Annotated in this window: 18 protein-coding genes; 6 read left to right on the forward strand and 12 right to left on the reverse strand. The window is 71.2% G+C overall.

Annotation, left to right across the window (positions count from 1 at the left end; all coding sequences use genetic code 11):
* The first annotated feature begins 1 nt into the window (after position 1).
* The 4 genes from IEX89_RS13175 (at position 2) to IEX89_RS13190 (ending at position 4,311) form a co-directional block, all read left to right on the forward strand.
* Positions 2–1,183: a UxaA family hydrolase gene (locus IEX89_RS13175; RefSeq protein WP_188913697.1), complete on the forward strand. Its 1,182-nt coding sequence runs from the start codon at positions 2–4 to the stop codon at positions 1,181–1,183.
* Positions 1,184–1,317: 134 nt separating this feature from the next.
* Positions 1,318–2,355 carry a YeiH family protein gene (locus IEX89_RS13180; protein ID WP_188913698.1) on the forward strand — a complete coding sequence of 346 codons (1,038 nt, stop codon included), beginning with the start codon at positions 1,318–1,320 and terminating at the stop codon, positions 2,353–2,355.
* 17 nt (positions 2,356–2,372) lie between these two features.
* Positions 2,373–3,314, forward strand: coding sequence for a hydroxyacid dehydrogenase (locus IEX89_RS13185; RefSeq protein ID WP_188913699.1), 942 nt, complete (start codon positions 2,373–2,375; stop codon positions 3,312–3,314).
* Positions 3,315–3,318: 4 nt separating this feature from the next.
* Positions 3,319–4,311 (forward strand): Ldh family oxidoreductase, encoded by a 993-nt coding sequence (locus IEX89_RS13190; RefSeq protein WP_188913700.1) that lies wholly within the window; start codon positions 3,319–3,321, stop codon positions 4,309–4,311.
* 19 nt (positions 4,312–4,330) lie between these two features.
* On the opposite strand, the gene IEX89_RS13195 is transcribed toward IEX89_RS13190, so the two are convergent.
* The 12 genes from IEX89_RS13195 to IEX89_RS13250 form a co-directional block, all read right to left on the reverse strand.
* The gene (locus IEX89_RS13195) at positions 4,331–4,738 is read right to left on the reverse strand and encodes a DUF4332 domain-containing protein (RefSeq protein ID WP_188913701.1); all 408 of its coding nucleotides are present in this window, start codon (positions 4,736–4,738) and stop codon (positions 4,331–4,333) included.
* Between the two features lie 91 nt (positions 4,739–4,829).
* Positions 4,830–9,443, reverse strand: a complete 4,614-nt coding sequence (locus tag IEX89_RS13200) for a translocation/assembly module TamB domain-containing protein (RefSeq protein WP_188913702.1) — start codon at positions 9,441–9,443, stop codon at positions 4,830–4,832.
* Positions 9,443–11,410: an autotransporter assembly complex protein TamA gene (locus IEX89_RS13205; RefSeq protein ID WP_188913704.1), complete on the reverse strand. Its 1,968-nt coding sequence runs from the start codon at positions 11,408–11,410 to the stop codon at positions 9,443–9,445. Before IEX89_RS13205 ends, IEX89_RS13200 begins: the two co-directional genes overlap by 1 nt.
* A gap of 247 nt (positions 11,411–11,657) precedes the next feature.
* Positions 11,658–12,515 carry a phosphonate ABC transporter, permease protein PhnE gene (gene phnE / locus IEX89_RS13210; protein ID WP_188913705.1) on the reverse strand — a complete coding sequence of 286 codons (858 nt, stop codon included), beginning with the start codon at positions 12,513–12,515 and terminating at the stop codon, positions 11,658–11,660.
* Positions 12,512–13,462 (reverse strand): phosphonate ABC transporter, permease protein PhnE, encoded by a 951-nt coding sequence (gene phnE, locus IEX89_RS13215; protein ID WP_244645388.1) that lies wholly within the window; start codon positions 13,460–13,462, stop codon positions 12,512–12,514. The genes phnE (IEX89_RS13210) and phnE (IEX89_RS13215) overlap by 4 nt, the downstream gene beginning before the upstream one ends.
* A 3-nt stretch (positions 13,463–13,465) precedes the next feature.
* Positions 13,466–14,299, reverse strand: a complete 834-nt coding sequence (gene phnC / locus IEX89_RS13220; protein WP_188913706.1) for a phosphonate ABC transporter ATP-binding protein — start codon at positions 14,297–14,299, stop codon at positions 13,466–13,468.
* A gap of 88 nt (positions 14,300–14,387) precedes the next feature.
* The gene (phnD, locus tag IEX89_RS13225) at positions 14,388–15,308 is read right to left on the reverse strand and encodes a phosphonate ABC transporter substrate-binding protein (protein WP_188913707.1); all 921 of its coding nucleotides are present in this window, start codon (positions 15,306–15,308) and stop codon (positions 14,388–14,390) included.
* A 202-nt stretch (positions 15,309–15,510) separates the two neighbouring features.
* Complete coding sequence (gene phnD / locus IEX89_RS13230; RefSeq protein ID WP_244645390.1) at positions 15,511–16,434, reverse strand: phosphonate ABC transporter substrate-binding protein; 924 nt, start codon at positions 16,432–16,434, stop codon at positions 15,511–15,513.
* Positions 16,435–16,558: 124 nt separating this feature from the next.
* Positions 16,559–17,500, reverse strand: coding sequence for a glycoside hydrolase 5 family protein (locus IEX89_RS13235; RefSeq protein ID WP_188913708.1), 942 nt, complete (start codon positions 17,498–17,500; stop codon positions 16,559–16,561).
* The gene (locus IEX89_RS13240; RefSeq protein ID WP_188913709.1) at positions 17,497–18,291 is read right to left on the reverse strand and encodes a TIGR04290 family methyltransferase; all 795 of its coding nucleotides are present in this window, start codon (positions 18,289–18,291) and stop codon (positions 17,497–17,499) included. The genes IEX89_RS13235 and IEX89_RS13240 overlap by 4 nt, the downstream gene beginning before the upstream one ends.
* Positions 18,275–18,904: a histidine phosphatase family protein gene (locus IEX89_RS13245; protein ID WP_188913710.1), complete on the reverse strand. Its 630-nt coding sequence runs from the start codon at positions 18,902–18,904 to the stop codon at positions 18,275–18,277. Before IEX89_RS13245 ends, IEX89_RS13240 begins: the two co-directional genes overlap by 17 nt.
* Positions 18,901–20,022, reverse strand: a complete 1,122-nt coding sequence (locus IEX89_RS13250) for an inositol-3-phosphate synthase (protein WP_188913711.1) — start codon at positions 20,020–20,022, stop codon at positions 18,901–18,903. The genes IEX89_RS13245 and IEX89_RS13250 overlap by 4 nt, the downstream gene beginning before the upstream one ends.
* Before the next feature lie 267 nt (positions 20,023–20,289).
* On the opposite strand from IEX89_RS13250, the gene IEX89_RS13255 reads away from it, so the two are divergent.
* Entirely contained in the window at positions 20,290–21,648 is a 1,359-nt protein-coding gene (locus IEX89_RS13255) for a polysaccharide biosynthesis/export family protein (protein ID WP_188913712.1), read from the forward strand.
* A gap of 13 nt (positions 21,649–21,661) precedes the next feature.
* Positions 21,662–22,624, forward strand: coding sequence for a glycosyltransferase family 2 protein (locus IEX89_RS13260; RefSeq protein ID WP_188913713.1), 963 nt, complete (start codon positions 21,662–21,664; stop codon positions 22,622–22,624).
* Positions 22,625–22,637: the final 13 nt, after the last annotated feature.

Here is a 22,637-nt window from a genome sequence, read left to right on the forward strand (position 1 = left end):
CATGACGATGCAATATTCGAACCTCGAGTTCATGGGCTGGCGTCGCGAGAACGGCCGCGTCGGCGTGCGCAACCACGTCGTCCTGCTCCCCCTCGACGACCTGTCCAACGCCGCCTGCGAGGCGGTGGCGAACAACATCAAGGGCACGCTCGCCCTCCCCCACGCCTACGGACGCCTGCAGTTCGGCGAGGACCTCGACCTGCATTTCCGCACGCTGATCGGCATCGGCTCGAACCCGAACGTCGCGGCGGTCGTGGTGATCGGCATCGAGGACGGCTGGACCCAGCGCGTCGTCGACGGCATCGCCAAGACGGGCAAGCCGGTCACGGGCTTCGGCATCGAGGGCACCGGCGACATCATGACGATCGCCAAGGCCTCCCGCGTCGCCAAGGACTACCTGCAATGGGCGTCCGAGCTGCAGCGCGAGACCTGCCCGATCAAGGACCTGTGGGTCTCGACGAAGTGCGGCGAGAGCGACACGACGACGGGCCTCGCCTCCTGCCCCACGGTGGGCAACATGTACGACAAGCTGATCCCGCTCGGGCTGACCGGCGTGTTCGGCGAGACCTCCGAGATCACCGGCGCCGAGCACCTCTGCAAGGCCCGCGCGGCGAGCCCCGAGGTCGGCGAGAAGTTCATGGCGACCTGGCAGGCGTACATGGACGAGGTGATCGAGCCCTTCAAGACGTCGGATCTCTCCGAGAGCCAGCCGACCAAGGGCAACATCGCCGGCGGCCTGACCACTATCGAGGAGAAGGCGCTCGGCAATCTCGAGAAGATCGGCCGCGAGTGCACGTACATCGACGTGCTCGAGCCCGCCGAGGCGCCCGCCAAGGGCCCGGGACTCTACTTCATGGATACGTCCTCGGCCGCCGCGGAGTGCGTCACCCTGATGGCGGCGGCAGGCTACGTGGTCCACACCTTTCCCACGGGCCAGGGCAACGTCATCGGCAACCCGATCGTCCCGGTGGTGAAGATCACGGGCAATCCGCGCACCGTGCGCACGATGTCCGAGCACGTGGACGTCGACGTGTCCGGCGTTCTGCGTCGCGACATGACGATCCCGGAAGCCGGCGACGCGCTCATCGACATGGTGGTGCGCACCGCCAACGGCCGCCTCACCGCCGCGGAGGCGCTCGGCCACCGCGAGTTCGTCATGACGAAGCTGTACCGCTCGGCGTGACGAGGCATGCGCGTCGCGCTTCGGCGAGCCGAGGCGCGACGCGCACCCTCCCCTCCTCCTTCCCTGTAGGGGAAGGAGAAGAGCGGCACGCGCGTCATGCGAGGCTGCCGCCGCATCGAACCAGAAGAGCGCGCATGAACGCCCCCACCTTCCTGCCGAGCGGCTCGACGACCCGCCGTCTCGTGCCCGGCATCCTGTTCGCCGCCGCCGTCGCGGTCGTGGCGACGCTCGCGGCGCCGGCGGTGGCGCTCGTCTTCCCCATCCCCGCGATGGTGCTCGCGCTCGTCATCGGCATCGCGCTCAACAAGCCGGCCGCCGCGCCGATCTTCCAGCCGGGGCTGACCTTCTGCGTGAAGACGCTGCTGCGCTGGGCCGTCGCGCTGCTCGGGCTTCGCATCGCGCTCGGGGACATCGTGGCGCTCGGCCTCGGCGTCGCGCTGATGGTGATCCTCGCCATGGCGGCGACGATCCTCGCGGGCTTCGCCCTCGCCCGGGTGTTCGGCCAGCGCGCGGAATACGGCGCGCTCGCGGGCGCGGCCACCGCCGTGTGCGGCGCCTCCGCGGCGCTCGCGACGACGACGGTGCTGCCGAGCTACAAGGGCAAGGAGGCGGACGTCGCCTTCGTCGTCGTGGCGGTCAACGCGCTCTCGACGCTCGCCATGATCGCCTACCCGCCGCTGGGGGCGCTGCTCGGCTTCGACCACCAGACGACGGGCGTCCTTATCGGCGCCACGATCCACGACGTCGCGCAGGTCGTGGGCGCCGGCTACGCCGTCTCGGAGACCGCCGGCAACACCGCGGTCGTGGTGAAGCTGTTTCGCGTCTTCCTCCTCCTGCCGGTGGTGCTGATCATCGGCTGGTGGTTCGCGCGCGCCGGCGGGCACGCCGAGAACGCGAAGGTGCCGGCGCCGGTCTTCGCCTTCGTGTTCCTGGGCCTGTGCCTCCTCAACACCGCGATGGCCTATGCACCGGCCCTGCAACCGGTGTACGACCCCCTGCGCGAAATCGCCATCCTGGCGTCCACCTGGGGTCTCCTGATCGCCATCGGCGCGCTGGGGCTCGGCACCTCGCTCTCGGCCATCGCCCGGCTCGGCTGGCGCCACATCGCCACCGTGACGGGCACGACCCTCGTCATCCTCGCGCTCGCCGCGGGCGCGCTCCTCGTCCTGTGAAGCAAGAGATCACGGCCATGGCAGACATCGTCGTCAGCGAGTTCATGGACGAGGCCGCGATCGCCGCCTCGCTGTCGGGCTTCGACGTCCTCTACGATCCGGGCCTCGTCGATCGCCCCGGCGACCTCGCGGCGGCGGTGACGGGCGCGCGCGCGCTGATCGTGCGCAACCGCACGCAGGTCCGCGGCGCGCTGCTCGAGGCGGCGGACGCCCTCGTCTGCGTGGGGCGTCTCGGGGTGGGCCTCGACAATATCGACGTCCCGGCCTGCGAGGCGCGGGCCGTGAAGGTCTTCCCCGCCACCGGCGCCAACGACATCGGCGTCGCGGAATACGTCATCGGCACGGCGATGATGCTCTTGCGCGGCGCCTACACCGCCACCGACGAGGTGATCGCCGGCGCCTGGCCGCGCAACCGGCTGATGGGCCGTGAGGTCTACGGCAAGACGATGGGCCTCGTCGGCTTCGGCTCCATCGCGCGCGAGACGGGCAAGCGCGCGGCGGCGCTCGGCATGACGATCGTCGCCTACGACCCCTTCGTGCCGGAGGGCGACGCCGCCTGGTCGCAGCCCTGGGGGCGCGTCGCCAAGCGCGAGCTCGAGGCGCTGCTCGCCGAAGCCGACGTGGTGTCGCTCCACGTCCCGCTCACCGACGCGACGCGAAACCTCGTCGACGCGGCGGCGCTCGCGCTGTGCAAGCGCGACGCGATCCTGATCAACGCCGCCCGCGGCGGTGTCGTCGACGAGCCCGCCCTCGCCGCCGCCTTGAAGGAGGGCCGCCTGGGCGGCGCCGCGCTCGACGTGTTCGAGACGGAGCCCCTCGCGGCCGAGAAGGGCGGGGTCTTCGCCGGCTGCCCGAACCTCGTCCTGACGCCGCACATCGCCGGGGTCAGCGTCGAATCGAACGTGCGCGTCTCGGCCGTCACCGCCGAGAACGTCCGCCGCTGCCTCGAAGGAGCCTGATCCGATGCCGGTCCTGACCATCGCCGAGGCCGAGGCCGAGATCGCCGCCGCGCTCGTGCGGGCGAATACCTCGCCGGAGAACGCCGCCCACGTCGCCCGCGCCCTCGTCGCGGCCGAAGCCGACGGGCTGAAAGGGCACGGCCTCTCGCGCGTTGCGACCTACGCGGCGCAGGCGAAGGCGGGCAAGGTCGACGGGCACGCGACCCCGACCGCCGCGCGGCCGAAGCCCGGCGTGCTCGCCGTCGATGCGGCCCACGGCTTCGCCTATCCGGCGCTCGCCCTCGTCGCCGACGAGCTCCCCGAGATCGCGCAGGCGCAGGGTGTCGCCGCCGCCGCGATCCGCCGCTCGCATCATTGCGGCGCGGCCGGGCATCCGGTGGAGGCGCTGGCGGAGAAGGGACTGGTCGCCCTCCTCTTCGCCAACACGCCGGCCGCGATCGCGCCCTGGGGCGGCAAGCTGCCGGTCTTCGGCACGAATCCCATCGCCTTCGCCTGCCCGATGCCGGGGCGTGCGCCCGTCGTCGTCGATCTCTCGCTCTCGAAGGTGGCGCGCGGCAACATTCTCGCCGCCAAGCAGAAGGGCGAGCCGATCCCGGAGGGCTGGGCGCTCGACGTCGACGGCAACCCGACGACGGACGCCGAGGCGGCGCTCGAGGGCACGATGCTGCCGCTCGGCGACGCCAAGGGCACGGCGCTCGCGCTCATGGTCGAGCTCCTGGCCGCCGGCATCACCGGCGCGAACTACGCGGCGGAGGCCTCTTCCTTCCTCGACGCCGAGGGCCCTCCCCCGGGCACGGGCCAGCTGATCCTCGCCCTCGACCCGCAGGCGCTGGGCGGCGAGGGCGCGCTCGCGCGCGTCTCCGCGCTCGCGGCCATGATCGAGGGTCAGGACGGCGCGCGGCTCCCCGGCATGCGCCGCCTGGCCTTGCGCGAGAAGGCGCGCGCGGAGGGCCTCCAGGTCGCGGACGCGGCACTCGCGGCGATCCACGCGATCTGACGCGCGGGCGCGGGCTCGGTCAGTAGGTCATCATGGGAGGAAGCGTCTTCGCTTCCTCGATCCATGTCGCGACCTCCTTGGCGCTCGGCACCGAGCGGACGAGCTTCTTCGCCTCGTTGGTGGCGGCCATCGCGGCGGCGAGGTTCTCCGGATTGCGGCGGGCGAGCTCCTTCACCGTATCGACGCCCGCGGCCTCGAGCAGCTCGGCCATCTGGCCGGCGACACCCTTGATGCGGAACAGGTCGCAATGGTTCGCCCATTTGAGGATCAGCTTCGTGCTGATCCCCGTCGCCTCCGCGAGGTCGGCGCGACCCTTGCGAACCTTGGCGCGGGCCAGGAACGCGTCCGTCGTCCTGATGCCGTGCTCGCGCAGCGTCTGCGCGTAAGCCGGGCCGATGCCCTCGACCTCCTCGATCCCGTCCGCCATGGCGATCCCCCTCCGTCGCGTTATCGCTTGGGGGGACATTCCTCGACGTTCGGGTCGCGGTCAAGGGCGCGGACGACCGACGGCTGTGCGCTCAGTACTCGATCTCGTAGCCGATGCCCACCGACGAGCGACCGTCCGCGCCCACAGCGCCCTGGAAGCGCAGGCGGTCGCTGAGGTCGATGTCGAGGGAGACGCCGGTGTCGTCGGGCCGCGCGCCGGCGCGGATGCCCAGGCGCACGTTGTCGGCGATGTAGCGCCCGACGCCCACCGTCGGGCCGCCCTCCCCCGCGGAGATGTCGAGGCTGTCGACGCCCAGGCTCTTGCGGATCTCCTCGAAGAGCCCGCCGCCGCCGCCGCCCGCGAGGCTGGCGACGCCCTGCGCGAGCTGCAGCGCCTGCGCCGCCGAGAGCCCGCCCGCCGCGCGCCCGAACAGGATGCGCGAGAGGATCTCGTCGTCGGGCAGCTGCGGCGTCGAGGAGAGCTCGAAGCGCGGCGCATTGGCGGGGCCGCGCACGGCGATCTGCGCCGTGATGTCGTCGGCCCGCGTCTGCGCCACCAGGTCGAGCGAGGGCGTCAGCGAGCCCGCGAAGGTGAGGCGACCGCGGGTGAAGTCGAGGCGCTGGCCGAGGATGTCGAGGCGCCCGCGGCGCAGGTCGAAGGCGCCCACCGCGTTCGGATCGCTCGTCGTGCCGGTGAGGCGCAATTGCCCGCCGAGCTCGGCGTTGACGCCGCGCCCGCGCACGAAGATCTGGTTGAGCGCGTTCACCGTGATGTCGAGCCGGGCATCGAAGGGCGCGCCCGCATTCGCCGCCTCCCGCGCCGCGCGCTCGCGGGCGAGCGCGAGCCGCGCGGCGGCCTGGGGCGGCGGAGCGACGTGCTCGGTGCCCGGCAGGGGCTCGAGCGTCGTCGGCAGGCTGTCGGGGATGGCGACGTCGAGCTCGCGCAGATCGACGCTGCCGGCGATCGTCGGCGTCGTCGCGAGAGGGCCCGAGACGTCGAGGTCGAGATCCGCCGTCGCCGTCAGCAGGTCCGAGCTGACGAGCTGGGCGTTGCGCCCGGTGATCGTCAGGTTCGCGGGGAAGCCGCCGGAGAGCCCGACCGTGCCGCCCACCGACAGCGTGCCGCCGTTGGGCGTCTGCGCGGTGAGATCGGCGATGCGCACCGTGTCGCCCTCGGCGCTGACGCGCCCGGAGATGCCGGTGAGCGTCACGCCGCGCAGGTCGTCGCGGAAGGAGCCGCCGGACAGCGTCGCGCCGCCGGTGATCTGCGGATCGGAGAACGTGCCGCCGATGTCGAGATCGACCTGCGCCTGTCCGCCGACGCGCTGGCCGGGATCGAGGAAGCGCGAGAGCGGATCGAGGGTGACCGGACCGCTGACCGCGATGTCTATCGTGCCCGACGGGTCGAGCGGCACGGAGCCGTCGACGGACAGCGTGCCGAGAGGCGGCGCCGCGACGCTGGCGTCGATGGTCGCGCGCTCGCCCGTCAGGCGGCCCGAGGCCGTGACGTCGATCGCCGCGATGCCGGCGTCGCGCGTCTGCGGCAGAGCCAGATTGTCGACCTGGAGCGTGTAGGAGCCGGTGGGCGCCTCGATCGTGCCGCCGAGATCGGCATTGAGCGAGGCCGTACCGGAAATCTCGAGATCGGGCGCCGCCGCGCGGGCGAGCGCCAGCGGGAGCGCGGAGGCCGACACGTCGAGGTCGATCTCGCCCGACGGGTCGAGCGGGACGGAGCCCTCGACGGAGAGGTTGCCGCCGCCGACCGCGAGGGTGGCGTCGACGCTCGCGCGCTCGCGGGTGAACGTGCCCTGCGCCGACGCCTCGACGCCCGGCAGGCCGGCGCGACGCAGCTGCGGCACGGAGAAGCCCGAGACGGACACGTCGTAGGTCCCCTCCGGCGCGGAGGGCGTGCCGGCGACGTCGATCGTGCCGTTCACCACGCCTTCGATGCCGAGGTCCGGGACGAAGATCTCCGCCACCGAGAGCGGCAGGCTCGTGATCTGGGCCTCGAGATCGAGCGTCTCGCCCACCGTCCCGTCGAGCGCGACGAGGCCCCCGTCGGCGCGCAGCTGCAGGCCGTCGATGGCGACCGCGCCGTCGGCGATGGTGACGGAGGCGTCCTGCGCCAGCGTCACGCTGCGGCCGTCGCGGGTCGCCTCGAAGCGCGAGAGCGCGATCGTCGTCGCGCCGTCCTCTGGGATCACGCGCCCGGCGGCGTCGAGGTCGAAGCCCTGGGCCGTGGCCGATGCGGTGAAGTCGGTGGCCTCGGGCGTGCCGTCGAAGGCGAGGCGCACGCTCTCGAATGTCTGGCCGCCGGCGACGAGCTCCTGCGCCGACACCGACCCGTCGAGCACCGGTGCGCGGAAGAGGTCCTGCGCCCGCAGGTCCACGAAGACGTCGGAGAGCGCCACCTCGCCGAAGCGCAGGGACGAGCCCTCCGCCATGACGTCCGCGTTCTGCCCTCCGTCCTCGACGGCGAGCGAGACGTCCGCCTCGAGAGCGCCGGCGAGCTCGGTGAGCAGCAGCGGCGCGAGATCGGAGAGATCGCCGGCGTCGAGGCTGATCTCGCCGGCGGCGAGGCCGGCATCGCCGATCGTCACGTCGCCCGCGAGATCGACGGAACCGATCGTCAGGTCGAGCCCTTCGAGCGAAATTCCACCCGTCTGCGTGCGCAGGACGCGCGCCATGCCCTCGGCGGCCTCGCCCGCGACCGAGCCGGAGAGCGCCACCTGCGCGTCGAGATCGCCCGTCACGTCCGCGGCGGAGACCCGCAGGTCCAGGCGCTCGATGGGGCGATCGAGAGCGACGACGTCGCGCAGCGACACGGTCGCGGCGACGTTGGGCGTCTCGAGCGAGCCCGTGAGCCGCGCCTGCGCGCTCGCGCTGCCCGCGCTCACCCGCTCGTCGAGGGGTGCCAGCATGGGGATCGTGAGATCGAGGGTGAGGTCGGCGTCCTCGTCCGTGGCGCGACCGTCCGCCACCAGCATCAGGTTGGCGCCGTCGAGCATCAGGTTCGTCAGCGCGAAGCCGCCGGGGATCTGCTGAGCGGTGCCCGACAGCGTGGCGGTGTCGCCGACGAGGCCGTCGATGGCGGGATTGCCGGTCTCGAAGCCCTCGAGCGTGCCGTCGAGCTGCGCCGTGATCTGCTGCGCGGACGGATCGCCCACGAGCCGGGCCTCGATGTCGGCGGAGCCGGCGAGATCGAGCCCCGCGAGGCGCGAGAAGGCGGAAAGGTCCGGGATCGCGGCGTCGAGCGTGCCGTTCAGGTCGTTCGCGCCCACGCGTCCCGAGAACGTCGTCGAGGCGGTCTGCGTCTCGATCGCCGCGGTCTCCACGTCCGCGACGCCCTCGGCGCTCACCTCGCCGCGCGCGACGACGGAGAGCGAGGGCCCGATCGCGTCCTGGAGCGCGGGGTCCTCGAAGGCGAGGCCCTGCGCGTCCGCGTCGAGATCGAAGGAGAAGCGCGTCGGCGGGTCGTCCGTGCCGACGGGGGCGGAATCGATCGTCAGGTCGAGGCTGTCGAGGGAGACGACGGGCGTGACCACGCCGCGCGCGACGATCTCGCCGTCCACGCGAGGCGCCTCGATCGAGCCGTTCACGTCGACGTCGAGGGAAAGCTCGCCGATCTGGGCCTGCCCGGCCTCCGTGACGCCGCCTTCGGTCGGGAGCGCACGCCCCTCGACCGAAATGTCGAGGGCGCCCTCGGGTCCGATGGCGCCGCCGACGGTCAGCTCCGCCACGCGCGACGCGAGGCGCACCTGGTCGAGGCCGATGCGGCCGGCGTCACCGATGCCGACGTCGCCGGAGAGCTGCGTCGTGCCCTCGAAGATCGGCGCAACCGCCTCCGGCAGGAGGCCGGCGATCTGCGCGGCGAGATCGAGATCGAGCGCGTAGGCGCCGTCGACCCGCTGCACCGTCGCGCGACCGTCGGCGCCGATGGTGGGGCCGGCCTCGAAATCGAGGTTCGCCGCGAAGTCCTCGAGCGGCCCCTCCCCCTGCAGCGTGAGCATGACCGGCGGCAGCCCGGGCAGGTCGGCGAGGCGTGCCACGAGGCCGCCGGCCGGCTCGTCGAGGGAGACGTCGAGCGCCAGCGTGTTCGCGGCCGGCTGGTAGGCGATGTCGGCCGAGAAGGCGCCGGGCTGATCGAGGCGCTCCGCCGAGAGGTCGAGGGTGATGCCCTCGTCGGGATCGCCGATGCGCGCCGAGCCCTCCGCCGAGAGGCGGGCGGCGGTGCCGAGCACCGGCTCGCCGAGCACCAGCTCGCCCAGGGCGAAGCGGTCGACGTCCACCTCGAGCGGCAGCTCGGGGAAGATCGGCCCGTCCTCCACGTCCTCCTCGTCGACGGCCTCCTCGCCCGCGGGCAGGCGCTCGATGGTGAGCGTGCCGAGCGTCAGCTCGTTGACCTCGAGCCGGCGCTGGAACACCAACGCGGAGCGGTTCCAGTCGATCGTCGCACTGTCGAGGGAGAGCCACACGCCCTCCTCGTCCGAGATGCGGATGTCGCGGATCGTCGCCTCGGAGGAGAGCGCCCCCTCCACCGCGCCGATGGAGATCTGCTGCGTCGGCGTGGAGAGCAGGTTCGAGATCAGCCCGGCGAGGACGCCCTGATCCTCCTGTGCGCGCGAGGAGGAGGTGGCGAGGACGCCCGCGACGCCGGCGAGAGCCAGCGCGGCGAGCGCGAGGAGGAACGTGCGGGTGCGCGTCATCAGAAGGCCTGCCCGATGCCGAGATAGAGGCCGAACGCGTCGTCCCCGTCCTCCGGGTTGAGCGGGAAGGCGATGTCGGCGCGAATGGGTCCGATCGCCGTGTGGTAGCGCAGGCCGATGCCCGCCGCGAAGCGCAGCTCCTCGTCGAAGCTCGGATAGCTCTCGCGGAAGGAGGAGCCGGCGTCGACGAACGGCACGATGCCGATCGTGTCCGTCACCCGCAGGCGCGCCTCGAGCGAGGCCTCGAACAGGGAGCGCCCGCCGATCGGCTCGCCGGCGAGCTGCGGACCGAGGCTGCGATAGGCATAGCCGCGCACCGAGCCGCCGCCGCCGGAGAAGAAGCGCCGGTTCGTCGGCACCTCGCCGAGCTCCGCGCCCGCGATGGAGCCCACCTCCACGCGCCCGGCGATGACGTAGCGCTTGCGGGCGTCGAGGGGGAAATAGGCGGAGGCCTCGAGCTCGGCATAGGTGAAGCCGACGGTCGAGCCGAAGGCTTCGAGATAGGGCGTGACGCCGGCGCGCAGGCGGTAGCCCTCGCGCGGGTCGAGCCGCGAATCCGTCATGTCGAGCTCGCCCGCGATCGGGATGCCCACGAGCGTGTAGTCGTACTCGCCCAGCACGTCCGTGCCGCGGCCGATCTCGTATTGCACGCCCACCTGCACGTTGGCGCGCTCGGCGAAGCGGTGGCGGATGCCGGCGGTGACGTTGAACAGCTCCGCCTCGTAGCCCGCCGTACGGTCGCGCGACACCAGCGCATCGGCCAGGAGATCGTTGCGGGTGCCCCACAGAGCCGGCTTGATGAAGCTCGCCGACACCTTGCCGCCGAGGTCGTCCCACCACTCTTCCTCGTCGGTGTTGCGGAAGCGGGCGCCGTCCTGGGTGAGGTAGAGGGCGGTGGCCTCGAGCCGCAGGCGCTCGGCGCCGCCGAAGAGGTTGCGGTGCGCCCAATAGATGGACGCCGCCGGCCCGTCCGAGGTCGAGTAGCTCGCCGAGACGCCGAAGAGGCGCGGCAGGCGCTCGGAGACGACGACCTCGAGCGGCAGGTTGCCGTTCTCGTTCAGCGCGTCCGCCTCGTTCACGCGCACGGCGGAGATCGCCTCGATCTGGCCGATGGAGCGGCGGATGGAGGCGAGCGCCTCGGGCGAATAAGGATCGCCGGGCTCGGTGTAGATGAAGGAGCGGATGACGTATTCGGGCACGCCCTCGTTGCCGCTGACAGCCACCGGCCCGATGCCGGCGATGGGCCCCGGCGCGACGGTGATCGAGAGATCCATTACGCCCTCGGGATGGATCACCACCGGGTCGACGGCCGCGATCTCGACGAGCGGGCGTGAGGCGGCGCGGTAATAGTCGACGATGTTGGCCTGTGCCGCCAGGATGTCGGCGCTCGCCGCCGCATCGCCGGGCTCCAGCGCGTAGGTGCCCTCGGGAAGCGCGAGCGGCGCGCCGTCGGGGCCGAGCACGCGCAGGCTGCGGATGGCGAAGACCTCGCCGGGCTCGATCATCACACGCACCGGCACCAGCGCGCTGCCGCGAAAGCCCCGCGCGGCCGCGACGGCCGCCTGCGCGTTCTCGCCGCGGATCGTCAGGGGCACGCCCGCCACCTCGATGCGCACGCGCGCATTGTAGTAGCCGAGCCCCCAGAGCGCGTCGATGAAGGGAACGAGGTCGCTCTGCGCCCGGCGCACGAGCGCCTCCGCGTCCGGCGGCGGGTCGCCGCGCAGGCGGAAGAGCGTGGAGACGGTCTCGAAGGAATCCTCGATGTCGGCCTCGCCCTCGACGACGATGTCGAGATCGTAGGGCAGCGCCTCCGCGCTGGGCTCCGGCGGCTCCTCGTCGGAGCCGAACAGGCCGAAGAAATCGAACTGCGCGCGCGCCGGCGCGCTCCACGCGACGAGGCCCGCAGCCACGAGCAGGCACAACGCCGTCGTCGCCCGTCCCCGACCGTTCCATTCGGCTCGTTGCATCCGAGACTCCGCCGCATCCGGCCACATACCGGCGCCGGTTCTAACGCCTGCAGCTCCCCCCGTGGACCCGGAGAAGATCATGAAAGCGCGTCCGTGGCAAATTCGACACGGGAAGCGTGGCAATAGTGTCGGCTGCCCGGCGCGCGCCGCGGATCGGCGCGAAGCGTTGCCGTTCAAGGGGATCGTCGTTTCGACCGAGCGTCCGGCGCGGCCGGGCGGGCGCGTCGGCCCCCGCCCGCAGCCGCGATCAATGGCCGCGCTCGCCGATGAAGCGCCTGCGGATCTTGCTCGAGATCCAGTCGATGAGCGCGATGACGACGAGGACGTTGATCACCACGAAGGCCACCTGGTCGAACAGGCCGGCGCGGAAGCGTTCGATGATCACCATGCCGACGCCGCCGGCGCCCACGAGGCCGAGGATCGTCGCCGAGCGCGTGCTCGATTCGAAGGAGTAGAGCGAGAGCGAGATGAAGACCGGCAGGATCTGCGGGATGATGCCGAAACGGATCGTGCGCGCGCCGTCGGCGCCGGTGGAGCGCACGCCCTCGACCTGCTTCTTGTCGATGTTCTCGATGGCTTCCGAATAGAGCTTCGCGAGCGTCCCCGTGTCCGACACGAAGATGGCGAGCACGCCGGCGAGGGGGCCGAGCCCCACGGCGCGCACGAAGACGAGGCCCCAGATCACCTGGTCGACGCCGCGAAGGACGTCGAGGACGCGGCGCGTCGCCTGGCGCGGCAGCCACATCGGCATCGTGTTGCGCGCCGCCGCGAAGGCGATGAACAGCGCGAGGATCGTCGCGAGCAGCGTGCCGAGGAAGGCCATCGCGATGGTCTGGGCGATGCCGACATAGATCTGGTCGTACATCCAGGTGTCCATGTCCTGCCAGACGAACATGCGCGTGATCATGCGCAAGGCGTTGTCGGACGCCTGGAACAGCTTGTAGAACTCGAACAGCCACAGCGAATAGGCGAGATACGCGCCGATCACGGCCCAGGAGCCGATGACGAGCGCGCGCCGCAGCGGGTCGCCGAAGGCCTTCGGGTTCTGGGCGCGGGCGGCCTGGATCTCGGCGGGACCGACGGCGGCGAGGCTGAACGTCCTCATGTCAGGTTCTCCCGGCCGATGAAGGCGTGGCGCACGCGCTCGGAGATCAGGTCGATGATCGTCACGGTGAGGACGATGAGGATGAGGACGGCCAGCACCCGGTCGTCGGAGAAGAAGCTGATCACGTGGTTGAGCTCCTGCCCGATTCCTCCGGCCCCCACGAAGCCGACGATGGAGGAGGCGCGCACGTTGATCTCGAAGCGCAGGAGCGCATAGGAGGCGAAGTTCGGCAGGACCTGCGGGACGATGCCGTAGCGGATCTCCTCGAACCAGGTGCCGCCCACCGCGCGGATGCCGTCCACCGGGCGCATGGAGGCGTTCTCGTTCACCTCCGCGAAGAGCTTGCCGAGGGCCCCCGCGGTGTGGATCGCGATGGCGAGCACGCCCGCGAGCGGACCGATGCCCACCGCGAAGACGAGGACGAGGGCGTAGAGGATCTCGGGCACGCCGCGGCAGATCTCCAGCACGCGCCGGCAGAGCGTGCCGACGACGCCGTTCGGCGAGAGGTTGCGCGCCGCCGGGAAGCAGAGCGCGAAGGCGGCCGCCGCGCCCAGGATCGTCGCCGTGATCGCCATCAGGATCGTCTCGAAGATCAGCGTCACGTACTTGGTGAAGTCCGAGTACCAGAAGGTCAACGAGCCCGGGACGGCGCGTCCGTCCTCGCCGCGGGGCAGGAAGAGCTTGTCCCATTCGAGGTTCGGCAGGATCGTGCCGAAATACTCGAAGATGCGCGGGATGCCCTGCGCCAGACGCTCCGGGAAGAAGCGGGAGACGTCGATCGACCAGGCGAGCATGGCCAGGAAGAGGACGAGGAAGAGGATGTTCGTCCACATCTTCTGGCGGATGAGCGCCGCGCGATGCGCCTCGAACAGCGCGACGGCGTCGTGCGCCTGCGGGCCGCCTGCGGCGGAGGAGCCGAGCGTGGAGGTCGTCATCGAACCGGCCATGGCTCAGCCCACCGCCGCGCGCGCGGGCTGCGGCATCGTCGGCGCCGGGCGCGTATGGCCGCCGAGCGACGTCGAGGTCAGACCCTCCTGGAACGCCTCGCCGGCTTCCGCGCCGTAGATCTCGCGGGCGGCGGCGTCGGTCAGCTCGTGGGCGGCGCCGTCGAAGACGACGCGCCCGGCCTGCATGCCGATGATGCGGTCGCAATAGGCGCGCGCCGTGTCGAGCGTATGCAGGTTGCAGATGACGGTGAGCCCGTCCTCGGTGTTGATGGCGCGCAGCGCGTCCATGACGAGCTTGGCGTTCAACGGATCGAGCGAGGCGATGGGCTCGTCCGCGAGCAGGATCTCCGGCTCCTGGACGAGGGCGCGGGCGATGGCCACGCGCTGCATCTGGCCGCCCGAGAGCGTATCCGTCTGCTGGAGCGCGGTGTGCGCCATGCCGAGGCGATCGAGCGCGCGGATCGCGAAGGCGCGCTCCTGGGCGGAGAACATCTGCAGCATGGCCGAGAGGAAGCCGTGCTCGTGCAGGCGACCGGTCATGACGTTGGTGATGACGTTGAGGCGCCCGACGAGGTTGAACTGCTGGAAGACCATGGCGCAGTTCGAGCGCCAGGCGCGCAGCTCGGCACCCTTGAGCTTGGCGACGTCGACGCCCTTGTGCAGCAATTCGCCGCCCGACGGGTCGGCCAGCCGGTTGATCATGCGCAGCAGCGTCGACTTGCCGGCGCCCGAGCGACCGATGATCCCGACCATCTGCCCCTGAGGGATGGTGAGGCTGACGTCCTCGACAGCGACCTTGTCGTTGAAACGCTTCGTCAGCGCCTTGAATTCCAGCATGACGTCCTCGCGGGGGTTCGATGGCTCGGCCTCGACGAAAACGGACCCCCGCGTGCCCACGAGGGTCCGTCCTGGTGCGGATGGGCGCTCAGCGCGAGCCTTCCATCTCCGCCTGGCGCATGCGCACGACGCCCTCGTAGAAGGCGTGGTCGACCGGCTGCCAGCCGGCGCCGTCGCCGAAGGAGACGTTGACGTAGCACTCGCGGTCGATCTCGCGCTGGTTGCCGAAGTACTCGACCACGATCTCGCGCACCTCGGCCGGGACGTCCTTGCGCAGGACGATCGGGCCGTTGGGGATGAGGTTCGACTCCCAGATCACGCGCAGGTCGGCCATGTCGAGCAGGCCGTTGTCCACCATGCGGCGCAGGTTGCCGCGGCTGTAGCCCTCGGAGACCTCGCCGACGCCCGACACCCAGGTCACGCCGCCGTCGTACTGGCCGTTGAGCACGGCGACGATCGCCTGCTCGTGACCGCCGCCGAAGCCGGTCTGCGCGAAGTAGTCGTCGGCAATGCCCTGCTGGCCGAGCTCGAAGCGCGGCACGAGGTAGCCCGAGGTCGAGTTCGGGTCTGCATAGGCGAGGGTGCGGCCCTGCATGTCCTCGAGGGACTCGATGTCGCTGTCGGCGCGCACGACCATGACGGACTTGTAGCCCAGCGAGCCGTCGGCCTCGGCGTTGGTGAAGATCGGCTCCACGGCCTCGGCGTCCTGCAGGTAGATGCCGGCATAGCCGGACGCGCCGAGGAAGGACATCTCCAGCTGGTCGGCGAGGAGGCCCTGCATCACGCCGGCGTAGTCCGGCGCCGGGAACAGCTCCACCGGCACGCCGAGGCGCGAGCCGAGCGCCTCGATCAGGCACTCGTTGTTGCGCAGGCGGTCCGCCTCGTTCTCGCCGCCGAGCAGGCCGATGCGGAACACGGGCAGATCCTGCCTCCAGTCCTGGGCGAAGGCGGGAGCGGCGGCGACGAGCGCGACCGCGGCGGCGGTGCCGAGCAGAAGGGTGCGGAACATGGAGGTCGTCTCCGATCCTTGAAGGACGTTCGGGAAGCGGCGCTCAGGGCGCGTGGTCACGCTCTATTGCGGCTCGGTAACAGTTTTTTGACGGATATACTTAGGGAGCTAAGAGAATTACTCGTTTAGCCGGCAATAATAGGTGTGACGTCGGCGGGAACAGGCACGTCCCCGCCGACCTCTCGGCCCCTCGCGCGCCGTGTCAGCGGCTCTGGGCGATCTCGCGCCGACGCATCTCGATCGTCTGCTCGTAGAAGGAATGATCGATCGGCTCGAAGCCCGCCGCCTCGCCGCCGGCGACCTCCGCGAAGCATTCGGGATGGGTCTCGTGCATGGTGCCGTAGAGGTCGACGACGATCTCGCGCGCCTCCTGCGGAAGGTCCTTGCGCACGACGATGGGGCCGTTGGGGATGATGCTGGACTGCCAGACGATGCGCACGTCGTCCATGTCGAGGAGGCCGTTGTCGACCATGCGGCGCAGGTTGCCGCGGGTATAGCCCTCGGCCCGCTCGCCCTGGCCCGAGATCCAGGTCACGCCGGCGTCGTACTGCCCGTTGAGCACGGCGACGATGGCCTGCTCGTGTCCGCCGCCGAAACCGGTGCGCGAGAAGTACGCATCCTCGATGCCCTGCGCAGCGAGCTCGTTGCGCGGCACGAGATAGCCGGAGGTCGAGTTCGGGTCGGCATAGGCGAGCGAGCGGCCCTGCATGTCCTCGAGGGACTCGATGCCCGAATCCGCGCGCACGATCATCACGGAATAGTAGCCGAGCGAGCCGTCGACCTGCGCTGTCGTGAAGACCGGCTCGACGGCGTCGGGATCCTGCAGGTGGATGCCGGCATAGCCGGAGGCGCCGAGGCTCGCCATGTGCAGCTGGCCGGCGACGAGGCCCTGCATCACGCCCGCGTAGTCGGACGCCGGGAAGAGCTCGACCGGCACGCCGAGGCGCTCGGTGAGGAGGTCGTCGAGGCACTGGTAGCGACGCAGCCGGTCGGCTTCGTTCTCGCCGCCGAGCAGGCCGATATTGTAGCTGCCGAGCTCTTCGCGCCAATCGGCCGCGGCTGGCACGGCGACGAGCGCGGAGGAAGCCGCGGCCGCCGCCGCGAGCACGAGCATGTATTTCGCCATGGAAAACGTCTCCCGTCTAAGCATCTCGCGCGGGCTGCGAGACGCGTCGGGGTAGACGCATCGTATTACGTTAGGACGACACCAGTGCTCTTTCGCCCACTGCTGCGTAAACGCTCGCCGCGGCCTACGCCGCCGTCGTGGAGCGCAGCGGAGCGGGCGCGTGCGACACGACGCCCGTGCGGGCGGCGTAGCGCTCCATCATCAGGTGGCAGAACTCCGCGAAGTCCTCCTTGCGCTGCGGCGGGCTCGTGTGGTGCGGCGCGATGCCGAGATGCTCGGGCGTGAAGCAGAAGGTCACGGTCACGTCGAACTCCGCGAGCGCGTCCATCATCCGGTCGAACCAGGCCTGCGCGTTGGGGCGATACCAGTCGGCCCAGGAGAGGCCGGTGCGCAGGTGACGCACGCCCAGGCGGCGCATCCAGATCACCGCGTCGTCGAGCCGGTGATCCTCGAAGTGGAACCATTGGCAGAGCCCGAGATCGGGCGTGTGCTGCGCGAAGACCTCCAGCGAGGGCTTGGGCGTGCCGTCCTCGCGGACGAGGCCGAGATAGAAATGGCGGTAGTAGGAGGAGCCCTCCGCCTCGCGATGGCGGGTCGTGGCTTCCCAGCTCTTCGGCAGATCGAAGAGCGAGTACCACAGGATGCGCGGCGCCTCGCCCTTGAGCAGCTCCGCAGTGCGCGCGAGACCCCAGGCCTGCACCTCCTCCGCGCCGAAGGTGGAGACGCCGACCTCGCTCACCCAGACCGGCAGGTGCGTCAGCGCGCGTATCTCGGCGACCTTCGCCGGCCAGTCGTGGATCGACCAGTGGTTCCAGTCGAGCGGGAAGCCGTGCACGGCGAGCGCCTCGACGTTGTCGAGCACGCCGCGCAGCTGCATGTTGCGCACGAAATTGGCGTCGATGGGCGACATCCCGCCCAGGACCCGCGGGACGCCGGAATGCGCGTCGCGGATCGCCTGCGCCCCGGCGACCGCCGTCTCGGCGAAGAGCCGGAAGTCGGGGTCGAGCTCGAGGTCCCAGTGCGACTTGTTGTTCGGCTCGTTCCAGATCATCGCGGCGTCGATCATGCGGCGCGTCCCTTCTTCTCTCGTGCGGATGCGGTCTCGTCGGGCACGCGCGCCGGGTAGACCGGCTCGGCGCCGTCGGCGCGCGCGGCGCGCCGGCAGATGAAGACTTCCTTCTCGGGCTGCGAGAAGGGCCTGAAGCCGGCGGAGCGCAGCATCGCCTGCGTGCAGGCGCTGTTGGGCGCCCACCAGTTCGTCGGATCGCCGGCGTAGCGCTTCTCGATGAAATGCAGCTTGGGCCAGCCCGGCGCGTCGAAGGCGTCCGTGTCGAAGAAGTCCATGTCGTCGGGCGGCTCGAGCACGTCGGTGGCGCCGCGCTGCATCGACTGGAAGACGAGCACGTCGTCGGCCACGTGCTCCCAAAGGAGGTCGAGAGCGAGCAGCGGATGGCGCAGGTGGTAGGCGACACCCATGAACAGCACGATGTCGAAGCGCTCGCCGAGCGCGCCGACGTCGTAGACGCTCATCTCGTGGAATTCGCTGTCGTGGCCGAGCACCTCCGCGGCGAAGCGGGCTTGCGCGAGGTAGAAGGGCTCGGAATCGATGCCGACCACGCGCCCCGCTCCGCGGCGCTTCATCTCCGCGCAGTAGAAGCCGGAATTGCAGCCGATATCGAGGACGGAGCGCCCCGCCAGATCGTCGGGAAGCGCGTGGCGGAAGCGCCGCCACATGATGCCGGGGAAATCGCCGAGGAAGTGGTTCGGCGCGGTCCAGACCCCGTCGAGGTAGAGGTTGTGGAACCACGGCCCCAGCGCCTCGGCGCGCTCGGCGATGGCGTCACGCGACGGCTTCACGCAGCGTCTCCCGTTCGGCGAAGGTCGGCCTGTGGTTCACCACCAGCACCCGCGTACCGTCGGCGTCGAGGGACAGGGTGGTGCGGCTCGCCGTGTCGATGTCGATGGCGAAGAGCGCCTGGAAGGGGCGCTGCAGCGCGCGGCAGAGCACCGCGCGGATGACGTCGCAATGCGTCACGAGGGCGACCTCGGCCTTCTCTCCATGATCCGCGACGAGGTCGGCGACGAGGCTCTCCACCCGCCGCGCGACGTTGGCCATGGTCTCGCCGGCGAGCGTCGCCGCCTCGTCGCGCGCGACGTTCCAGCGCCGCCAGGAGGGATCGGCTTCGAGATCCGTGAAGGTGCGCCCGGCCCAGGGGCCGAAATCGATCTCGTCGAGGGCCGCGTCGATGGCGATGCCGTGGCCGGCGGCGAGGATCTCCGCCGTCTCGACCGTGCGCGGCTGCGGGCTCGACACGATGCGCGCGAGCCGCGCGCCGGGCAGCGTCGCCGCCAGCGCGTCGACCTCGCGGCGCCCCGCATCGGACAGGTGGATCGAAGGATCGCGCCCGGCGAGCGAGCCGGGCGCACCGTCATGGGCGCCGTGGCGGACGAGGTGGAGGAGCAGGCTCATTGCAGAGTGCCCCCCGGCAGCGTCGGCCCCGCCGCGTCGTTCTCGTCGCCCGTGATGAAGCGCTCGGTCCGGTCGTGCGCTTCCGCGTCGGTGAACTGACGCGGGGGCGACTTCATGAAGTAGGAGGACGGTCCCGTCACCGCGCCGGAGAGCCCGCGGTCGAGGGCGAGCTTGGCGCAGCGCACGGCGTCGATGACGATGCCTGCGGAATTCGGGCTGTCCCAGACCTCGAGGCGCATCTCGAGCGAGATCGGCGCGTTGCCGAAGGCGGTGCCCTCCATGCGGATGTGCGCCACCTTGCGGTCGCCGAGCCACGGCACGTGGTCGGAGGGGCCGATGTGGATGTCGTCGGGGTTCATCGGCGTGCCGAGCTGGCTGTCGACGGCCTGGGTCTTGGAGATCTTCTTCGATTCGAGGCGCTCGCGCTCGAGCATGTTCTCGAAGTCCGAATTGCCGCCCACGTTGAGCTGGTAGGTGCGGTCGAGCCGCACGCCACGCTCGCGGAAGAGGTTGGTGAGGACACGGTGCGTGATCGTGGCGCCGACCTGGCTCTTGATGTCGTCGCCGATGATGGGCACGCCCGCGTCCGCGAAGCGGCGGCGCCAGTCGGGGTTCGAGGCGAGGAAGACCGGCATGCAGTTCACGAAGGCGCATCCCGCCTCCATCGCCCGCTCGGCATAGAACTCCGCCGCCTTCTGCGAGCCGACGGGAAGGTAGGAGACGAGCACCTCCGTCTCGGAGCGCTTGAGCGTCTCCGTCACGTCCGCCGGGGCGGCCTGCGATTCCGACACACGTGCGCGCAGATAGCGTCCGAGCCCGTCGAGCGTCGGGCCGCGGGTCACGGTGACGCCCGTCTTCTCGACGGGGGCGAAGCGCAGCGTGTCGTTGGGCGCGGCATGGATCGCGTCGGCGACGTCGAGGCCGACCTTGCCGTCCGTCACGTCGAAGGCGCAGGACAGCACGATGTCGCGGACCCGGTAGCCACCGAGATCGGCGTGCATCAGGCCCGGGATCGGCTCGTTCGCCGCCGCGCTCTCGTAGAAGGTGAGACCCTGGAGGAAAGCGCTCGCGCAATTGCCGACGCCGACCAGACCCACACGAACGGTGCCAGCGGCCATGCGAAAACCTCCCGGATTGGCCGACGGACGTGCTCGTGCACGCGACCCGACGGCAAGGCGCATACGGTGTCGCTACGCTCGACCCGTCGGCTTTGTTCCCGGGCGAGACGGATCGTTTTCGGATCGTGCGGGATTCTTTTCTCCCGGTGACGGTGGGGCGTCGCACGGGGTACGCGCCGCCGCGAGAAAGAAGCGGGGCGAGGCGGATACCTGCGGGCTCGAAAGCGTTGGCACGCGGAATTCCGCGCCCAACCCGAAGGTCCCCGCATGCCGCGTCCGACGCGCCTCTTCTCCCTCGCCGGGCTCATCGCCCTTCTCGTCGTGCTCGTCGGTGCCGTCGGCCCCACGGCGGCGAGCGCCCAGCCGGCCTCCCCCCCGGCCATCGGGCCCGGCGACACGGTCCGGGTTCGGGTGCTCGAATGGCGCCCGGCCTCGGGCGAGGCGTATTCCTGGCAGGCGCTCGACGGCGACTACGTGGTGGGGCCGGACGGGCTGCTCTCGCTGCCGCTCGTGGGCGGCGTCGCCGTCGAGGGACGTACGCGCGCGCAGATCGGCGAGGAGATCGGGGCGCGGCTGAAGCAGCGCGCCGGCCTGCTCGAGGCGCCGAGCGCCGTCGTCGAGGTGGCCGAATGGCGGCCGGTCTACGTCGCGGGCGCCGTCGAGGCACCCGGCGCCTACGACTACCGCCCGCAGCTCACCGTGCTCCAGGCCGTGAGCCTCGCCGGCGGCATGCGCCGCTCGGCCGATGCGCTCGACCGTTTCGAGCGCGACGCGATCTCCGGGCGCGGCCAGCTGCGGCTCGTCGCCCTCGAGCTCGACCAGCTCGCCGCCCGCCGGGCACGGCTCGAGGCGGAGCTCGAGGGCGAGGCGCAGATCGATTTCCCTGAAGGGCTCGCCGAGCGCCGGGAGGATCCCGCCGTCGCGCGTCTCCTGCGCGAGGAGGAGCTGATCTTCCGCTCGCGGCGCGAAGCGCTCGACGAGGAGGTCGCCGCCAACGAGCGCCTGCAGAGGCTCCTGCGCGAACAGGTGGAGCAGCTCGAGGAGCAGATCGCCCTCAAGGACAGCCAGCTGGCCTCCCTCCAGGAGGAGACCTCGCGGGTCGCGAGCCTGGTCGAGCGCGGCCTCGCCACGGCGACGCGCCTCGCCGACCTCGAGCGGCGCGTGGCCGATTACGAGGCGGATCGCGGCAACATCACGCGCTCGATCATCCAGGCGCAGGTCGACATCAACCAGGCGGAGCGCAACGTCATCGCGCTTCGCGCCAATCGCCGCCGCGAGATCGCCCGCGAGCTTCGCGAGGCGCAAGCCACCATCGAGGAGCTGCGCGAGCGCTTCGCCACCGCGAGCGCCCTCGTGCGCGAGGCGGAGGTGATCGCGCCGGCCAAGATGCTCGCCCGCGAGCGCCGCACGGCGTTCGAGCCGTCCTTCTCCATCGTCCGCAGCGTCGACGGTGCGCCCACCGAGATCGCCGCCGAGGAGACGACCCCCGTCCTCCCGGGCGACACGGTGCGCGCGCGCGTGCCGCTGCCCGACATCGACGCCGTCCTCGACGACGGCTTGGCGAGCGGCGGCCCGGCGGCGGCGCCGGCGCAGAACGGCGCGAGCATCGCCTCCACCACCCGCTGAGGACGGATCATCCATGCAAGACGTCGAGGTGAGCTATCTCGTCCCCGCCTTCCGCGCGGCGGAGACGATCGAGACGGCCGTGCGCTCCGCGCTGGCGCAGGAAAATATCGCGATCGAGGTCGTCGTCGCCGACGACGCGTCTAACGACGGCACCGCCGAGACCGTCGAGCGCCTCGCCGGCCGCGATCCCCGCATTCGCCTCGTGCGCCTGCCCGAGAACGGCGGCCCCTCCCCCGCCCGCAACGCCGCCATGGCGGCCGCCCGCGGACGCTTCCTCGCCGTGCTCGACGCCGACGACACGCTCGAGCCCGGCCGCACGCGCGCGCTCCTCGATCTCGCGACCCTCACCGGGGCGGACGTCGTCGCCGACGACCTCGTGCGGCTCGACGCGTCCGGCGAGCCCGTCTCGCGCGCTCTGCCGGAGGGTCCCGCGCCCTATTCCTTCGTCGTGGATGCGCCGCGCTATCTCGAAGACAACGTGCCCATGGCCGGGCGCTTCGGCACGGGCTACCTCAAGCCGATGGTGCGCGCGGACTTCGTCGCCGCGCACGCGCTCGCCTACGATCCGGCCGTGCGGATCGGCGAGGACTTCCTGTTCTGGCTCGATGCGCTGCTGGCAGGCGGGCGCTACGTCGTCTCCTCGCAGGCCGGCTATCGCTATTGCGCGCGTCCCGGCTCGCTCTCCCACCGCATCGTCCCCGGGCGGCTGCGGGAGCTCGAGGACGGCCTCGACCGGGTCGTCGCGCGCCACGCCTCCGCCGAAGCCGATCCCACGATCGCCGTGGCGATGGCGGGCTATCGCGCGGGGCTCTCCCGGGCGCGGGCCTATCTCGACGCGGTGGAAACGGCGAAGGCCGGACGGCCGGTGGACGGGATCGTGCGGCTCGGCCGCGCGCCGGCTCTGTGGCCCCTCGCCTGGCGCTACGGCGGCGAGGCGATCGGCGCCCGTATCGCGGGCCGCCGCCGTCGGGCCTGAGCGGGCTCTCTCT

It is taken from the genome of Salinarimonas ramus, assembly GCF_014645695.1.
GTDB lineage: Bacteria > Pseudomonadota > Alphaproteobacteria > Rhizobiales > Beijerinckiaceae > Salinarimonas > Salinarimonas ramus.